We start from the raw sequence: 15973 nt of genomic DNA, 5'->3' as shown, positions 1-15973 counted from the left end.
GCGATGCGCCGGTCAACGAGGCCCGTGCGTTAATAGGGACTGCGCCGAACGAGGGGATACAGCGGTATGGCGGAACAGGCATCGGCTCGGCCGCAGGTGGGCAGCCAGACACTGGCCCGGGGGCTGCGGGCGCTGCTGGTCGTCGTCGACTCGCCCGACGGGCTGACGAGCCAGCAGCTGGCCGTCGAGCTCGGCGTGCACCGCTCGATCGCCTACCGCCTGCTGCAGACGCTCGTCGAGTTCGGCCTGCTGACCCAGAGCGCCGACGGGCGGTACCGCGGCGGCTCCCGCCTGGCCACCCTCGCCGACGCCTACCTGCCCGCGCTGCGCCAGCTCGCGATCCCGGCCATGCGCGAGGTCGCCAACGAGATCGGCTGCACCGTCTCGCTGTTCATCGCCGAGGGCGCGGAGGCGGTGTCGATCGAGCTCGTCGAGCCGACGACGGCCACCCACCACATCGCCTTCAAGGCCGGCATGCGCACCCCGATCAACCGGGGCGCGGCCGGCTACGCGCTGCTGGCCGCCGGGCCGCAGGTGGCCGAGGAGCCCGACGAGGTGACCCGGGCCCGCGAGCGCGGCTACGCGACAAGCTCCGGCGAGATCGAGGTGGGTGCGTACGCGGTGGCGGCGCCGATCCCCAACTCCCATCCGCGGGCCTGCCTCAACCTGATCACCTACCGCGAGGACCAGGCCACGGCGGCCGAAGAGTTCATCCTCAACGCCGCCCGCCAGGTCGGCGAGGCGCTGCGCGACTGACGCCCGGCCCGGCTTGATTCCGGCGGCCGCTCAGCCGACCGCGTGCTCCGGCTGGGCGAGCGGCCAGGTGAGGGCCAGGCCGCCGTCGACGACGAGGTTCTGGCCGGTCACGTGCCCCGCCAGCGGCGAGGCGAGGAACAGCACGGCGGCGGCGATGTCGCTCGGCCGGGCCACGCGCCGCAGCGGCGTGCGTTCGCCGTTGGCGCGGAGAGCCGCGGCGAAGCGCGGGTCGGCGGCCAGCCGCGGGTTGAGCGTGACCCCCGGCGAGACGGCGTTGACCCGGATGCCCGCCGGACCGAGCTCGATCGCCGCGGTGCGCACCATCGACAGCAGGGCGGCCTTGGCCATGCCGTAGAGGCCGTGCCCGGGCGCGCTGGTCAGCGCGGACACCGAGGCGATGAACGTCAGGGCTCCCCCACCGGCCCTGCGCAGCAACGGTACCGCCGCCCGCAGCACCCGCACCGACTGCCCGGCGACCACCTCGCCCTGCCACACCCAGTCCTCGTCGGCGGTGTCCGCCAGCGGCGACCACCGCACCAGCCCGACCACGTCGGTGACCCCGTCGACCCGGCCCAGGTCGCGCTCGGCGGCGGCGAGGGCCCCGGCGAACCCGTCCGGCTCGGTGACGTCGCAGACCGCGGCGACCCCACCGGTCTCGGCGGCGACCGCGGCGGCCTGCTCGCCGTCGACGTCGACGCAGACGACCCGGGCGCCGGCCGCGGCCAGCGCGAGGGCCGTCTCCCGGCCGATGCCCGGCCCGACCCCGACGACCACGTGCACCCGTCCGTCGAGGCGCAGCAACCCCGGATAGTCCACCCCGCTCATCCTCCGGCCGCCAGGAACTCGAGCAGCAGGTCGTTGACGGCGTCCGGCCGCTCGATCTGCGGGCAGTGCCCGGCGCCGTCCACGACGACGCCGCGCCCCTCGGGCACCCGCGCGGCGAGCCGCGCGGCCCAGCCGGGCGGCTTGAGCTTGTCGGCGCCGCCCTCGATGAAGAGCACCGGCGGGCGGATCCGGGCGTAGTCGGGCTCGCCCGATCCGCCGCCGGGCGGGGCGCCGGGGCGGCGGAAGCGTGCCGCCGCGATCGCCTCCCACGCCCCGGGCGCGGTGCTGGAGGCGAACCGGCGCTCGACGTAGCCGGCGTCCTCGGCGTAGGCCGGGTCGTGGAACAGCGCCGCGACGAGCCGGCGCATGGCCGGGCGGGTCGCGTCGTAATCGTAGAGGGCGTCGACGTGCTCGTTGCGCAGGATCTCGCCGCCGCCGCAGATCGCGACCAGGCGGCGGGCCGGCAGCAGCGGTGCCGCCGAGGCCGCGTCGACGAGCAGGTTCACCGCGCCCATCGAGTTGCCGACGAAGGCCGCCGACTCGATGCCCAGCGCCGCGCAGAGCCGGGCGACGTGGCGGATGCGCAGGCGCCGGCCGTCGACGAAGTCGATCACCTTGGCGGTGCGGCCGTAGCCGAGCTGGTCGGGCGCGACGACCCGGTAGCGGGTGGCCAGCGCGGCGATGGTGTGCTCCCAGGCGAGCTCCGCGTCGGCGCCGAACTCGCCGCCGTGCAGCAGGACCACCGCCTCGCCGGTGCCGGCCTCCAGGAACGAGGTGGCCAGGCCGTCGACCACCAGCTCGCGCCGATGCACCGTCATGCCGCCGGCGCCTTCGAGCCGGTGGCGGCGCGGTGGGCGGCGCGGTGGCCCCAGGTCAGGGCCGGGCCGATGGTGCCGCCGGCCCCGCCGTAGGCCATGCCGGTCGTGCCGGCCATGGCGTTGCCGGCCGCGTAGAGCCCGCCGATCGGGTGGCCGTCGAGGTCGAGGACCTGGCCGTTGTCGTCGGTGCGGGGCCCGCCCTTGGTGCCCATGGCGCCGATGCCGACCCGCACGGCGTAGTACGGCGGCGTGTCGAGCGGGCCGAGGGTCCGCGCGGCCAGGGTCGGGGCGGTGCTGTCGCCCCAGTGCCCGTCGTAGCTGCTGCGCCCGCGGCCGAAGTCGGGGTCCTCCAGGCGTCCGGCGTGCTCGTTCCAGGCCTCGACGGTCCGGCCGAGGGCGGCACCGTCGGCGCCGAGCCGCTCGGCGAGCTCGGCGAGGCTCGCGGACTCGTGGAACCACGCCGGGACCGGGTCGCCCGCGGCGACGCCGAGGAAGCCGTACCGCCGCAGGTGCTCGGCGTCGAAGACGATCCAGGCCGGCAGGTTCGGGTACTCGAAGCGGGCCGGGTCGAACTGGTGGAACGCGCCGCCGAGGCTGTGGTAGTCGCCGGCCTCGTTGGCGAAGCGGCGCCCGGCGCGGTTCACCATGATGGAGCGCGGGCGGGTCCGCTCCAGCCGGACGCTGCGGTTGCGCTGCTGGCCGCCGAGCGTGTCGCCGGGGATCTGCACGATCGGCACCCACCACGCCTCGGCCATGTTGCCCAGCGCCGCGCCGGCCCGCATCGCCATCCGCAGCCCGTCGCCGGTGTTGTTCGGCGGCGAGGTGGGCCCGTGCATCGGCCCGCGCAGGAACGCCCGCACCAGCTCCGGGTCCCACTCGAAGCCGCCGGTGGCGAGGACGACGCCGCGGCGGGCCCGCACCTCCCGCACCCCGTCCTCGATCTGCAGCCGGACGCCGGTGACGGCGCCGCCCGCGCACACGAGCTCGACGGCCCGCGCCGACGTCTGCGGCTCCACGCCGAGGTCGAGCAGGCCGCGCAGGAGGCTGCCGACGAGCGCCTGCCCGGCCACCCGGACGTCGGCGCCGGGGCCCAGCTCGCGGCCGGCCCAGATCCGGGCCCGGGTCTCGGCGTCGAAGCCGACGTTGCTGTAGTCGTCGGGGAACGCGGTCACCCGGCCGGCCCAGTCGCCGAGCGCGGCGAAGTCGAACGGGGCGGGGCTCAGCGACCGGCCGCCGGCCGCCTTGCCGCCGGGAAGTTCCGGCTTGTAGTCCGGGAAGCCCTCGGTGACCGCCAGCCGCAGCGGCGTATGCGCCTCCAGGAACCGCACCGCGAGCGGGGCCGAGCGCACGAACACCTCGGCCAGGCGCTCGTCGATCGTGCCGTTGGACAGGGCCCCGAGGTACGTCAGCGCGTCGTCGACCGGCAGCGGGACCGGGGCGTCCGGGCGGTCGTGGGCCGGGATCCAGGCGACGCCGCCGGACACGGCGGTGGTGCCGCCGACGGTGCCGGCCTTCTCGAAGACGCCGACGGACGCGCCGAGCGCCGCGGCCGTGACGGCGGCGGCCAGGCCGCCCGCGCCGGTACCCAGGACGACGACGTCGTAGGCGTCGGCCACTGCCACCTCCGGAGTGTAATTATCGTTGACTCATGCGCGATATATACACACCCTGGCGCCCGGAGGGCGGGTTGTCAACCCGCTAGCCGGTTCCGGACCGCAGCGGGAGGAGTTCGCGAACGTGCGTTATACAAATGGCGTGCCCTCAACCGCCGCCGCCCGGCAGGAGTTGCTGCGACGCGAGCTGGCCGCCCTCGGGCCGCCCGGCTGGCGCCGCCTCGACGCGGTGTTCGCCCTGACCACTACGGCCGAGACGGTCCGTCTGGAGTTCACCGACGCGCAGGGCACCACGGTGCGCCGGGAACCGACCGACGTGATCCTGACCCTGGCCCGCTCCGAACGCGGCGCGTCCGCCGGGCCCGGCCCCGGCCCGTGGTGGCGGATGCTGATCACCTTGGAAAGCGTCGGCAGCGCCGGCTCCGCCGAGGTGGTGTACGACCACGGCGAGCACCCGTTCCCCGCCGACCAGCTGGCACCGCCGGAGGCCTACCGCGCCGATCTGCGGGCCTACCCCCGGGAACGGCTGCCGCTGTGGCTGGCCGCCCACATCGCGCACGACGGCCGGCAGGTTCGCTCGCCGGGGCAGGCGGTCGCCCAGGCGCGCGTGGACCGCCGCGCCGGCGTCGCCGCCGTGCCCGCCGGCGGCGAACTGCCGGCCCTTCCGGAGATGTGGGCCCGCTGGGCGGTGATGGCGGCCGGGTTCGTGGCGGCCGGCTCACCGCTGGGGCCGCGGGTGCAGCCGGCGGTGGGCCGGTTCGAGGGCTCCCGGCGCGGCGGGGCCACGCTGTACCGGCTGCCGGGCGACCGCGCCGTGCTCTCCGGCGGCGTCTGGGACGCGCCGGCGCTGCGGGCGGCCTACCTCGGCGGCGCCCCGCTGCCGGCCCTGTTCGCCGGCGCGCCCGAGTGGGTGGCCGAGCCGCTGCTGAACCAGCGGGTGCACAGCGGGCTGCTGTCGTTCTGCTTCTGGTGGGAGGGCGGTTCGTGGTACCGCGGCGAGTCCCCGCCGGCCGGCGAGCTCTTCACCGCCGTGCCCGGGGTCTGGACCTCGACCACGGTGAGCGAGGTGATCGCGGACCTCGTCGACGGCCCCGGCGACGTGCCGGCGCTGGTGACGGCGGCCGAGATCGGCGTCGCCACGCGCTCGACGCTCGTCGCGGCGTTCGGCGACAGCGGCGCCTTCGACCTCGACGGCGCCCTGCACCAGCTGACGATGGCGGGCGTGACCGCGACCGTCCCGGAGCCGATGCCGGCCGAGGACGCTATGGCCCAGGTCCGCCGCTACGTCCGCGACCGCGGCCTGGACACCCGCAACTATCCGCTGCAGGAGCTGCGGGCCGACCGCATCGATGCCGGCTGGATGCTCTACGTGCCGACCCGGCCGGGTGAGCTGGCGATCGGCCGGGCCATCTTCTACGTCGCCGACGACGGCGTGCTGGAGCAGTCGTCCTCCTCGATCGCCCCGTCGGTGTTCGCGGCGGACTTCGCGCGGCGGTTCCATGAGCGGCACTGAGCAGGTCACCGACGAGCTGCCGGCGGCCATGCGGGAAGAGATCGACGCCCACCGCCGCCGGGTCGCCGCCGACCCGCGCCGCCGGCCGGACCTGGCCGGCGCCCTGCAGCGCTACGGGCTCGTCCTGGGCGTGCACGGCCACCGCAAGGAGGCCCGGCTCGTCCTCGAGGAGGCCGTCGCGCTGTACCGCACCGATCCCGGCGCGCACCGGCAAGACCTGGCCGCGGCGCTGATCGGCCTGGGCAACCAGCTCGCCGAGCTCGGCCGGCACGAGCAGGCCCTCGACCACATGCGCGAGGCGGTCGGCCTGCACCGCGAGGCCGGCGGCCGGCCGCTCGCGTCCGCGCTGACCGACCTGGGCATCGCGCTCGGCGAGGCGGGCCGCCACGAGGAGGCGGCCGGCGTGCTGGCGCCTCCCGGCCTGGTGCTGGCCTGACTGAGCCGGCCCGCGGAGGCCTTCGAGGCCACGGCCGAGGCGGTCCGCCACTACCGCGCCGGCGCCGGCGCCGACCCGGCCCTCGCCGACACCCTGGACAGCCGGCCCGGGCGAAGTGGTGGCGCAGGTTGGCCTCGCCGCCGAGCCCGCAGCGCTCGGCGATGCGGGCCGGCGGCTCGTCGGTCGCCACCGCGGCCGCGGCGCTGGTTCATCCGTCGTGGAACTGGCGCGCGGCCACCGGGTCGAGCCCGGGCCCCTCCGGCAGCCGCGCGACCAGCCCGGCCGGCAGCCGCACCGGGCTGATGCCGGAGTAGCCGAGCATCCCCAGCACCTCGGGCGTGGCCACCGGGTAGCGCCGGCCCATGTCGGTGATCACGGTCAGGGTGCCGGCCGGGGCCAGCGCCGAGGGCATCGCCTCGATCACGGCGGCCCGACCGGCCGGCACGTACACCCGGTCGGCCAGCGGCAGCCCGCCGGCGCTGTGCCGCGCGGTCGTGCTCAGCGGATCGGCGGGCGGAAGGGTGGCCTCGACGCTCAGCCGGGGCGTGGCCTCGCCCGGCGCGAACGTGGCGCAGGCCGTGGTGTCGTCGCCGCGCAGCCGGACCATCGCCGGGCGCGTGGCGGGCGCCGCGCCGCCCGCGGCGTCCGCCGGGGTCAGCTGCCGGGCCGCCGCGGCCAGCGACGGCGCCAGCGGGACCGCGCCCGGATCGCCGCCGGAGTAGGCGGCCAGGGTCGGCGGGTAGGCCCGCTGGATGTCGTACTGCAGCTCCGTGATCGGCCGCAGCGCGTCGGCCTCGGCCAGGTAGTACTGGCGCCCGCCGGAGGCCTGCACCATCAGCAGCGCCCCGGCCCGGATGTCACCGCGCCCGGCCACCGCGCTGGACGGCGCCCCCGCCCTGGCCATCTCGATCGGCCCGATCGGCTCGCCCTCAGGCAGCACGTCCAGCCAGGACCGCCCGACCCGGGCCCAGGACTCGGTGGCCAGCGCCAGCCCGGCGCCGACCGTCTTGTCGTCCTCGATCCGGTGCCGCCGCCCGCGCCACACCATGTAGCGCTCGCCGGTCGGCACCAGCTCCACCAGCAGCGCCTGGTCGGCCAGGTCGAGCCCGGCGCCCGGGGCGGTGCCGACCAGCAGCACGGACTCCTCGATCCGGGCCCCGGCCCCGTCGCTGGCCGGCGCCGAGCACAGCGACCACGCCCCGGACAGCAGCCGGTTGGGGCCGGGCAGCGCGTCGGGTGCGTCCGGGATGCCGATCCGCGGTCCGCGCGGGACGCCGACGATGGAGTCGCGGGACACGAGCACGGTGCTGCCGTGGGTACCGAGCAGCAGCAGCGCCGAGGCGTAGTTGGTCACCGGGTGCAGCCGGCCGTCGAGGAACACGTAGCGGGTGCCGGTCTCCTTCTCCACGACCACCGCGTTGTCCTGCCGCCACGCGCCGTTGCCGCCGGGCACGAGCATCCCGTACACCCCGAAGCCGGCCAGCGCCACGATGGCCAGCGCGATGCCGGCGAGCGAGGCGACGGCCGAGCGGCGAAACGGCGGCTGCTCCGGGTCGGTCTCGCCGGTCACCAGCGCCGAGGTGGCCCGCTGGACGAGGAACTGGTAGGCCTGCAGCTGATCCCGGTTGGACGCCACCGCCTCAGCCCCCGAGCCCGCGGACGTAGGCGAACAGGCCCAGGACCCAGCACACCACCGGCGCCGTGGCCACCATCATCAGCATCTCGGCGTACTCGGCGATGCGGCCCAGGTACGCGTTGGGGGCGCGGGTGCTGTACCCGACGCCGGCCAGGATCGCGACGACGGCCACCAGGAACAGCGGCGGCACCGCGGATGCCGGCAGCGCGGTCCGGTCGGCCATCAGCGGGCCGAGCACCAGGCCGGCGGCCGCGAACCCGCCGGCCAGCAGCAGCGGCACCCGCTGGCGCAGGATGGGGTACAGCCGCGCCCGCAGCAGCAGCCCGGCGGCGAGCACGGCGACCAGGACCACGGCGGCGCGGCCGGGCCGGTGCAGCAGCACCACCGTGCAGCACGCCACGGCCAGGCCCGATCCGCACAGCATCCCGGTGAGCCAGGCGTCGGCCCGCGCCACGGCGGCGTGCACCAGCGGCAGGGGCGGCTGCGGATCGTCACGGACCAGGTCCGCGGTGGAACGCGGCAGAACCGGCATCGGTACCCGGCCGAGCCGCAACGCCAGCGGCCCGAACGCGGTGGACAGGATCAGCAGCGCGCCGGCGACGACGGCCGCCGCCTCGTGCGGCCGGAACGGGCCGGCCGCGGCCAGCCACCCGCCGGCCACTCCGACGAGGCCGGTCGCGGCCGCGGCCGCCCACAGCGCCGGGGCGGCGGTCACCCCGAGCTGCGCCACCGCCGCCGTCAGCAGCAGCAGCGCGCCGGCGAGCAGCACCTGCCCCGCGGAGAGCGCGTCCTCGCCCGCGAGGAGCAGCCCGCCGCCGGCGGCCGCGAACGGCAGCGCGACCGCGGCCAGCACGACCCCCACGCCGGCGTCGCCCACCGCGCGGGTCAGCACGACCGCGGCGAGCAGCAGCAGCACCGCCGCGCCCAGGGCCCACAGCGCGGGGGCCGTCCACGGCGGCCCGGCCCGCAGCACCGCGACCAGGCCGAGCAGCAGCGCCGCGGCCCCGGCGGCCAGCCCGGCCCGGCGGGTGTGCCGCGGGCCCCACGCGCCGCCGGCGCGCCGCGAGCCGGTCGCGATCGCGTCGACCAGGTCGTCGTACTCCAGCTCGGGCCACTCGACCCGCCGGTGCGCCAGATGCAGGACCTCGCCGTCGAGGACCCGGTGCGCTCCAAGCGTCCGGTCGGGCTCGAACGCCGTCCCGTCGGCCCGGCGCAGCAGCCAGCCGCCGCCGGTGACGCCGTCGTCGGCGAGCCCCTCGCCGGCCCGGGCCAGCAGCCCCGGCAGGATCTCGGCGACCGCGGCGTGCTCCGGCAGGGCCATGTCGATACGCCGGTGCGGAGTCGCGACAGTGACCCGGACCAGACTGATAGCCTGCATGCCGGCCAGCCTCCACCGCGGCCGCCGGCGGCGGTGGGCCCCGGCAGGTTGCTGCCGCGCGGCGATGCGGGCCGCTCGGCGTACGTACCGTCGAGCACGTGCCGACACCAGCCGTGGAGCGGGAGCCTGAGCTTGTGAGCAGCGCGGTGAGCGGCGTCGTCATCGACCCGGATGCGCTCGCCACCGGCGCCGTCGCCACGGTCTACCCGGGGCGGCGGGCCGACACCGGCGCCGAGGTCGTGGTCAAGCTGTACGCCGAGCGGTTCGACCGCGACACTGCGGCCCGGCTCGACCGCGAGCGCCAGGCGTTGCGGACCGCTGGGCCGGTCCCCTCGATCCTGCCCGTCGACGGCGTGCTCGAGCACCCCGACGGCCGCTCCGGCGTGTGGATGGAGCGCTGCGCGGGGTCGCTGGCCGGCGGCGGGGCGCTGCCGCCATCCGAGGTGGTGCGACTGGGCCTGACCGTGGCGACCGCGCTGGCCGCGGCCCACGACGCCGGCGTGGTGCACGGCGGCGTGACGCCGGACAACCTGCTCTACCGCCGCCCCGGCGAGCTGGTCGTGGCCGACTTCGGCGTGGCCCTGCGCGAGCGGTTCCCCCGCGACGTGGCGCATGCGCTGGAGTACACCGCCCCGGAGACGCTGCGCGATGGCACCCGGACCGTGGCCACCGACCTGTACGGGCTCGGGGCCGTCCTGTACGCCGCGCTGACCGGCACGCCGCCGTTCGCGCGCCGCACCGGCCAGCCGCCGGGCGAGCGGGTGCTGCGGGTGCTGCAGGAGCCGGTGTCGGCCCCGGACGGGCCGGCCGAGCTGGTCGGCGTGATCCTGCGACTGCTGGCCAAGCACCCGGACGAACGGCCGGCCGGCGCGGCGGAGCTGGTGGCACTGTTCTCGCGCCTGTCGTTGGACGACCCCGACGACTTCGACTTCGACGACTTCGCCGCGGCCGCCGGCCCCGTCGCGCCGTTGGAAGCCGCGCCGTTGGAATCCGCGCCGTTGCAATCCGCGCCGTTGGAAGCCGCGCCGTTGGAATCCGCACCTTTGGAGGCGGTGCCATTGGAAGCCGCACCGGCCGGGCGCACGCAGGTTTACAGCACCGAGGCGAGCCGGCCGCCGGCGTCTCGGCGGCGGCGGTGGCCGGTCCTGCTCGCCGGCCTGGGCGCGGCCGCCCTGGGCCTCACGGCGGTGCCGATCGTCCTGGCGCAGCACGGCCCGAGGCCGCCCGCGGGCCCCCCGGCGGTGGTGGAGCGCTCGGCGCCGGCCGCCCCGTCCTCCGCCGACGCCCCGGCGGTGAACCTGCGGCTCGCCCCGCCGGTCGACCAGGGCGACCACGTCGAGCTGACCTGGCAGGCCGACGGCGACCTGGACTTCGCCGTCGTCGTGGCGGGCGAGCGGATCGACACGATGGTGCTCGTCGCCAACCGCCAGCGCACCATGCGAGTCCCGGTCGACCCCGCCCGCCGGTACTGCTTCCAGGTCCGCGCCACCGACGGCCGGCACATCTACACCACCGAGCCGCAGCCCATCCGCGGTGCGACGTGCAAGCTCTGAGACCGGAGGGGCCGTGCGGCTGACGACGCGCGGGCGTCCACGCTGGATGTACGCCGCGGCCGCCGCGGTGGTGCTCGCGGCGGGCGTCGTGGCGTACGCCTGGCTGAGCGGGCCGGAGCTGATCGCGCTCGGCCCGCCGCCGGGTCGCGTCACCATCGCCGGGCGGCTCACCCTCGAGCCCGCGAGCCCCGTCGCGGGCGGCACGGTCACGGCGCGCGCGAGCATCAGCGCCGACCGGGTGGTCACCCTGAGCCGGCTGACCGTGCGGGTCCGCGACGAGGCAGGCGCGCTGCGTGACTTCCCCGAGCAGCAGGACGTCAGGCTCGGCACCGCGCCGCGTGACATCGTGCTGCAGCGCCGGTTCGACGCGACCGGCACCTACACGTACTGGCTGACTTACGAGCTGGACGGCGACTGGGTCGACCTGCCGCCGTGGCAGCAGGTCACCGTCCGCTGACCGGCAAGGTCAGCTCGAAGATGGCGCCGCCCTCGTCGGCGTTGTAGACCGCCAGGCTGCCGCCGTGGGCCTGGGCCACCCAGCGCACGATCGACAGCCCGAGCCCGGACGACCCGCCGGTGCTGGAGAACCGGTCGAACGCCTCCTCGGCGAGCGCGGTGTCGATGCCGGGCCCGTGGTCGGCCACCGTGACCTTGCCGCCGGCCACGGTGATGTGCACGATCGCCTCCGCGCCCGGCTGGTGGCCGTAGCGCACCGCGTTGTCCAGCAGGTTGGCGATGGCCCGCTGCAGCAGGTCGGGGTCGGCGTTGACCTTGGTCGGCGCGGCGGTCACGGTGACCTGCGCGGCGCCGGTCGGGGTGTCCTCGACCACGCCGGCCACCATCTGGTCGAGCCACACCGGCTGGATGGCCAGGTGCTCCACGCCGGCCGCGAGCCGGGCCCGGGCCAGCAGCCCGTCGATGATCCCGCCCATCCGCACGGCCAAGCGGACCGTGCGCGGCAGCAGGTCGGCGCGCTGCTCCGGGTTCTCCAGTGCGGTCTCGGCCAGCGCCCGCAGCGCGGCGACCGGGGTCCGCAGGTCGTGTGCGGTCTCGGCGAGCAGGAGCTCCTGCTGCTGCAGCGCCGCCGCCGCGGGCCGGATCGCCCGCCCGGACAGCACGTGCGCGGCCACGCCGAGCCCGCCGACGAGCACGACGCAGCCGGCGATCACGCTGAGCATCAGCCGATCGTGCCGCCGCTGCTCCGGGCGCATGTCGGCGACGGCGACCACCGCCCCGACGGGCGCCCGGGCCCGGTTGAGCAGCGGCTCGACCCGCACGCGGACCAGCCCGCCGTCGGTGGCGCGCTGGTAGCCGGTGACCACGGTGCCGCCGCGGACGGCGACGGCGGCCAGCCCGCTGAGCACCGCGCTGTCCATCGGCACGCACGAGCGCGCCGACAGGTGCGCCTGGAACACGGCGGCGCCGCCCGGCATGATCGCGAACTGCGGGCAGGCGTCGTCGAGCACGTCGACGTTGACGAGGCTGAAGTCGATGGTCTCGTCGAGCACGACCAGGCGGCTCACCGCCGAGGTGACCCGGTAGAGGTCGGCGTCGGTCCGTGCGACGCTCGCCGCCGCGTCGTCCCGCAGCATCCACCAGGCGAAGGCCAGCAGCCCGACCGTGTTCGTGGCGGTGAACACCGCGGTCAGCACCCAGCGCAGGCGGCGCAGCCGGTCCGCCGACGACCCGCTCACGCGGATCCCAGCCGGTAGCCGCGCCCGCGCACGGTGTGAATGAGCTCCGGCTCGCGCAGCTTGCGCCGCAGCCGCTTGACCACCACGTCGACCAGGTTGGACTTCGGCCCGGCCAGCGGGTCGATCCGCGAGTCCCAGCAGTGCTCCATCAGCTCGGCCCGGTCCACCGCCTGCTCGGCCCGGGCCAGCAGGTGCTCCAGCACCGCGAACTCCCGGCTGGACAGGGTCAGCAGCACCCCGGCCCGGCGCACCTCCCGCCGCGCGCAGTCCATCGTCAGGTCCGCGTGGCGCAGCACCGGCGGCCGGCCGGTGGCGGAGCGGCGGCAGAGGTTGGCCACCCGCGCCGAGAGCTCGGCCACCGCGAACGGCTTGACGAGGTAGTCGTCGCCGCCGTGCTCGAAGCCGGCCACCCGGTCGGCCAGCGCGTCGCGCGCGGTGAGGAACAGCACCGGCACGCCCCAGCCCTGCTGCCGCCGGGCGTGGACGTAGCCGATCGCGTCGCCGTCGGGCAGCATCCGGTCGAAGATCAGGCAGTCGTAGTGCCGGTCGCGCAGGGCCCGGTCCGCGGTCGCGATGTCGCGGGCGACGTCGACCTGCAGGCCCTCGGCGCGCAGCTTCGCGGCCACCGCCACCCGCAGGTTCTCGTCGTCCTCGACGATCATCACCCGTGTCATCGAATCCTCATGTACCGCGGCAGATGGTGGACGCGTGCGAAACGTTCTGGGCAGTGCGCGCGGTACGCCGGCCGTGCCCCTGCACGCTAACGCGTCGGTGAGCTTAGACCACCCGATCAACGCGAACTGGCAGGAACCGGCCGACCTCGTGCCGGCCCGGGCCGCCGCGGACGGAGGACCGCTGTCATGACCAACCCGGAGATGGCGCCCGGCGGCCTCGAGGCCCTGCTCGCCTCGGCCGCCGGCGACGTGCTGATCATGAACTCCGGCGCGCCCGGCGGCCCGATCGGCGCGCTGAGCCGGATCGACCGCGACGGCCTGCGCCGCGGGGTGCGCTACCGGGCGCTGCTGCCGGACTCGGCCCGGCTGTCCCGCCGGGTCAGCACCCTGGCCCTGGCCGGGGCGGAGGTGCGCACCGTGGCCGAGGTTCCGGTGGACGCCGTCGTGATCGACGACCGGGCCGCGCTGCTGCCGGCGGACCGCCTCGCCCACGTCACCGTGTTCCGGCTGCCGACCGTGGTCACCGCCGTCGCCGAGCTGTTCGAGCGGATCTGGCCGGCGGCCGTGCCGCTCACCCCGCTGGACCTGCCCGACGAGGCCGGCGGCGGGGCGCCGACCCACCGGGAGCAGGCCCTGCTCGGGCTGCTGTGCGCGGGCAGCACCGACGAGTCGGCGGCGGCCCGGCTGGGCGTCTCGGTCCGCACCGTGCGGCGGATGGTGGCCGACATCATGAACCGGCTCGGCGCGCGCAGCCGATTCCAGGCCGGGGTCAAGGCGGCGGATCGGGGCTGGCTGCTCGACCCGGCGAGGTGACCTTGGGGCGTACCGTGCAGGCGTGCGGGTTCTGATCACCGAGGACGACGACAACCTGCGGGCGGCGCTGGAGGTGGCCCTGCGCGGCGCCGGTTTCGCGGTTGACGCCGCGGACGATCTGCCGGCCGCGGAGGAGGCGCTGTTCGTCAACGCGTACGACTGCGCGATCTTCGACCGCATGCTGCCGGCCGGTGACGCGCTGCGGTACGTGCATGGCCGGCGCCGGGAGGGCTGGCCGGTGCCGGTGCTGTTCCTGACCGCACGGGACAGCGCGGCCGACCGGATCGACGGCCTGCGCCTCGGCGGCGACGACTACCTGGTGAAGCCGTTCGCGATGGCCGAGCTGGTGGCCCGGGTCCGCAGCCTGTGCCGGCGTGGGCCGGTCGGTCCGCCGCAGGTGCTGCGCTGGGCGGACGTCGAGCTCGACGGCGGCCGGCACCGCGTCACCCGGGCCGGTGTGCTGCTGACGCTGACCCGCAAGGAGTTCCTGGTGCTCGAGCGGCTGATGACCGCCCGCGGGCAACCGGTGCCGCGCCATGTGCTCATCGCGCACGCCTGGGACGAGATGGCCGATCCGGCGTCGAACGTGCTCGACGTCGTCGTGGCCCAGCTGCGCCGCAAGCTCGGCGACCCGCCACTGATCCGCACCGTGCGCGGGACCGGCTACCTCGTCACGGGTTGACCAGGCCGAGCGGCAGGGTGGCGGCCACACCCCGGGCGTGGCGGCCGTCGAGCCGCTCGATGCCGGCGCCGCCCTCGCGGACCAGCCGGGCCAGCTCGGCCTCGGCCCGCTCCAGCGCGGCGCAGCTCGTCGCCGCGATCCGCAGCGTGGCGCTCCCGACCGGCATGCGCTCCCCGGGCACGGTCCCAACGGGCACGCTTCCGGAGCGCACGCTTCCCACGGGCTCGGTCCCGGCGGGCACGCTTCCCACGGGCACGCGTCCGACGGGCATGGTCCCGGCCGGCGCGCGGCGGGCTGTGACGGCGACGGTCACCGCGGCCTCGGGCGCCGCGGTGAGCAGCCGGCCCAGCAGTTGTGCGGCGGCCGCCGGGGGCAGCCGATCCCAGTCGCCGAGCCGGAACACGGCCTGCTCCACCGGCCCGGTGCGCCAGCCCCGCCAGTGTTCGCGGACGCTACCGCGCCCGGCGTTGACGTGGGCGAGGGCGGCGATGGTGCCCAGCGCCTCGTGCTCGGCCAGCGCCTTGGCCGCCAGCCCGTCGCGGCGCAGGCGGCGCTGCACCCGCCGCACGGTGTTGCCCAGCGCGCGGCTCAGCTCGGCGTCACGGTACCGCTCGGCCGTGCGCAGCGCCTGCACCGCGACCCAGATCCGCGGCGGCTGGGCGCGGTTGAGCCCGGCGTGGTGGATCACCTGCACGGCAAAGGCCTCCGGCCCCTCGCGCGCGGGCAGCAGCGCCGCGGCGGCGGGCATCGCGGCCGTCAGGTTCCGCCCGGCCGCCTGGAGGACGGCGGTCACGCCCTCGGCCCGGCTGAGCATGTGCACCGCATGATCGCCGTCCGCCACGGCGGTCACCTCCGGCGCGAGGCGACGCAGCAGCGCCCCGCCGGTCGCGCCGGCCCCCGGCAGATCCCAGGCGCGGTCGCGCAGGTGGTAGCGGACCGCGATGTGCAGCCACTCGTACCCCCACCGGTCCCGGTGGCGCACCGCGGTCAGGCCGAGCACGACGACGGCGGCGAGCGCGACCCCGACGACGGCGGGCCACCGCTCGTGCCAGGCCAACGCGACGGCGACCAGCACCAGGTACCAGCACACGACCTGCAGCACGGACACGCGGCCGAGCGGGGTGCCGGCCGAGCGACGGACCGGCCGGCGCGGCGGCGGGACCGGACCGGGCCGGGGCGGCCGGTCCACGACCGGCGGGGTCTCGGGAAGCAGCGCCGCGGTCCGATACGGTGCGGACCCGGCCCCGTCGCGCGCTTTGCGAAGCACAGCGGCGACGTTCGCGGCGACCGGGGCCGGCGCAACGCGCGACGCGGTGACGACGTCCGCGGCGACGGAGACCGGGGCAACGCGCAACTCGGCGTCGACGTCCTCCGCGCCCAACGCCGGCGCGCGCGGCGCCGGTTCGGAGGCGGGCGACGAGGCCGGCGACGAGGCCGGCGCGCCGGTCCGCTCGCCGGTTCCGGGCACATCGGCAGGCACACCGAAACTGGTCACCGCCCGAGCCTGCGCGCCGAACATGAGGTTTTGATGACATGGCCGCCACGCTCGCCATTTACACAATCCGAGGTCACGCGCGCATTC

The 15973-nt window shown here is 76.5% G+C and carries 15 protein-coding genes; 7 read left to right on the top strand and 8 right to left on the bottom strand.

Annotated features, from left to right (window positions below; all coding sequences use genetic code 11):
• Nucleotides 1–66: 66 nt before the first annotated feature.
• Nucleotides 67–756 carry an IclR family transcriptional regulator gene (locus ABT369_RS09325; RefSeq protein WP_350611228.1) on the top strand — a complete coding sequence of 230 codons (690 nt, stop codon included), beginning with the start codon at nt 67–69 and terminating at the stop codon, nt 754–756.
• Between the two features lie 30 nt (nt 757–786).
• Here ABT369_RS09325 and ABT369_RS09320 read toward each other — a convergent pair whose 3' ends face one another.
• From ABT369_RS09320 to ABT369_RS09310, 3 genes are read right to left on the bottom strand one after another with little or no spacing between them, the layout of a single operon-like run.
• A complete protein-coding gene (locus ABT369_RS09320) occupies nt 787–1572 on the bottom strand; it encodes an SDR family NAD(P)-dependent oxidoreductase (protein WP_350611227.1) in 786 nt (261 codons plus the stop codon).
• Between the two features lie 5 nt (nt 1573–1577).
• Nucleotides 1578–2399 (bottom strand): alpha/beta fold hydrolase, encoded by an 822-nt coding sequence (locus ABT369_RS09315; RefSeq protein WP_350611226.1) that lies wholly within the window; start codon nt 2397–2399, stop codon nt 1578–1580.
• Complete coding sequence (locus ABT369_RS09310; protein WP_350611225.1) at nt 2396–4021, bottom strand: FAD-dependent oxidoreductase; 1626 nt, start codon at nt 4019–4021, stop codon at nt 2396–2398. Before ABT369_RS09310 ends, ABT369_RS09315 begins: the two co-directional genes overlap by 4 nt.
• Nucleotides 4022–4154: 133 nt before the next feature.
• Here ABT369_RS09310 and ABT369_RS09305 point away from each other — a divergent pair, with 133 nt between their 5' ends.
• Nucleotides 4155–5525: a hypothetical protein gene (locus ABT369_RS09305; RefSeq protein ID WP_350611224.1), complete on the top strand. Its 1371-nt coding sequence runs from the start codon at nt 4155–4157 to the stop codon at nt 5523–5525.
• Nucleotides 5512–5961, top strand: coding sequence for a tetratricopeptide repeat protein (locus ABT369_RS09300; protein WP_350611223.1), 450 nt, complete (start codon nt 5512–5514; stop codon nt 5959–5961). Before ABT369_RS09305 ends, ABT369_RS09300 begins: the two co-directional genes overlap by 14 nt.
• 208 nt (nt 5962–6169) lie before the next feature.
• On the opposite strand, the gene eccB is transcribed toward ABT369_RS09300, so the two are convergent.
• Together eccB and eccD are read right to left on the bottom strand one after the other, a co-directional pair.
• On the bottom strand, nt 6170–7597 hold the full coding sequence (eccB, locus tag ABT369_RS09295) for a type VII secretion protein EccB (RefSeq protein WP_350611222.1): 1428 nt from the start codon (nt 7595–7597) through the stop codon (nt 6170–6172).
• Nucleotides 7598–7601: 4 nt separating this feature from the next.
• On the bottom strand, nt 7602–8975 hold the full coding sequence (eccD, locus tag ABT369_RS09290) for a type VII secretion integral membrane protein EccD (protein WP_350611221.1): 1374 nt from the start codon (nt 8973–8975) through the stop codon (nt 7602–7604).
• 98 nt (nt 8976–9073) lie between these two features.
• Here eccD and ABT369_RS09285 point away from each other — a divergent pair, with 98 nt between their 5' ends.
• Nucleotides 9074–10528 carry a serine/threonine protein kinase gene (locus tag ABT369_RS09285; protein WP_350611220.1) on the top strand — a complete coding sequence of 485 codons (1455 nt, stop codon included), beginning with the start codon at nt 9074–9076 and terminating at the stop codon, nt 10526–10528.
• A gap of 13 nt (nt 10529–10541) precedes the next feature.
• A complete protein-coding gene (locus tag ABT369_RS09280) occupies nt 10542–10985 on the top strand; it encodes a hypothetical protein (protein WP_350611219.1) in 444 nt (147 codons plus the stop codon).
• Here the strand turns inward: ABT369_RS09280 and ABT369_RS09275 are convergent.
• Together ABT369_RS09275 and ABT369_RS09270 are read right to left on the bottom strand one after the other, a co-directional pair.
• A complete protein-coding gene (locus ABT369_RS09275; RefSeq protein WP_350611218.1) occupies nt 10972–12222 on the bottom strand; it encodes a sensor histidine kinase in 1251 nt (416 codons plus the stop codon). The genes ABT369_RS09280 and ABT369_RS09275 overlap by 14 nt on opposite strands.
• Nucleotides 12219–12896 (bottom strand): response regulator transcription factor, encoded by a 678-nt coding sequence (locus ABT369_RS09270; protein WP_350611217.1) that lies wholly within the window; start codon nt 12894–12896, stop codon nt 12219–12221. Before ABT369_RS09270 ends, ABT369_RS09275 begins: the two co-directional genes overlap by 4 nt.
• A gap of 186 nt (nt 12897–13082) precedes the next feature.
• On the opposite strand from ABT369_RS09270, the gene ABT369_RS09265 reads away from it, so the two are divergent.
• Both ABT369_RS09265 and ABT369_RS09260 read left to right on the top strand, forming a co-directional pair.
• Nucleotides 13083–13709, top strand: a complete 627-nt coding sequence (locus tag ABT369_RS09265) for a helix-turn-helix transcriptional regulator (protein ID WP_350611216.1) — start codon at nt 13083–13085, stop codon at nt 13707–13709.
• A 22-nt stretch (nt 13710–13731) separates the two neighbouring features.
• The gene (locus ABT369_RS09260; RefSeq protein WP_350611215.1) at nt 13732–14391 is read left to right on the top strand and encodes a winged helix-turn-helix domain-containing protein; all 660 of its coding nucleotides are present in this window, start codon (nt 13732–13734) and stop codon (nt 14389–14391) included.
• Here ABT369_RS09260 and ABT369_RS09255 read toward each other — a convergent pair.
• A complete protein-coding gene (locus ABT369_RS09255; RefSeq protein ID WP_350611214.1) occupies nt 14381–15886 on the bottom strand; it encodes a type VII secretion protein EccE in 1506 nt (501 codons plus the stop codon). The genes ABT369_RS09260 and ABT369_RS09255 overlap by 11 nt on opposite strands.
• Nucleotides 15887–15973: the final 87 nt, after the last annotated feature.

The sequence above is a fragment of the Dactylosporangium sp. NPDC000244 genome, assembly GCF_040300725.1.
In the GTDB taxonomy this organism is placed as follows: domain Bacteria; phylum Actinomycetota; class Actinomycetes; order Mycobacteriales; family Micromonosporaceae; genus Dactylosporangium.
The sequence above is the reverse complement of the archived record's forward strand: the minus strand, read 5'-3'. Positions and strand labels throughout refer to the sequence as shown.

Coding starts and splice junctions, on each gene's coding strand:
- ABT369_RS09325 (WP_350611228.1), top strand. CDS start 67: ATGGCGGAACAGGCATCGGCTCGGCCGCAGGTGGGCAGCCAGACACTG.
- ABT369_RS09315 (WP_350611226.1), bottom strand. CDS start 2,399: ATGACGGTGCATCGGCGCGAGCTGGTGGTCGACGGCCTGGCCACCTCG.
- ABT369_RS09300 (WP_350611223.1), top strand. CDS start 5,512: ATGAGCGGCACTGAGCAGGTCACCGACGAGCTGCCGGCGGCCATGCGG.
- eccD (WP_350611221.1), bottom strand. CDS start 8,975: ATGCAGGCTATCAGTCTGGTCCGGGTCACTGTCGCGACTCCGCACCGG.
- ABT369_RS09270 (WP_350611217.1), bottom strand. CDS start 12,896: ATGACACGGGTGATGATCGTCGAGGACGACGAGAACCTGCGGGTGGCG.
- ABT369_RS09265 (WP_350611216.1), top strand. CDS start 13,083: ATGACCAACCCGGAGATGGCGCCCGGCGGCCTCGAGGCCCTGCTCGCC.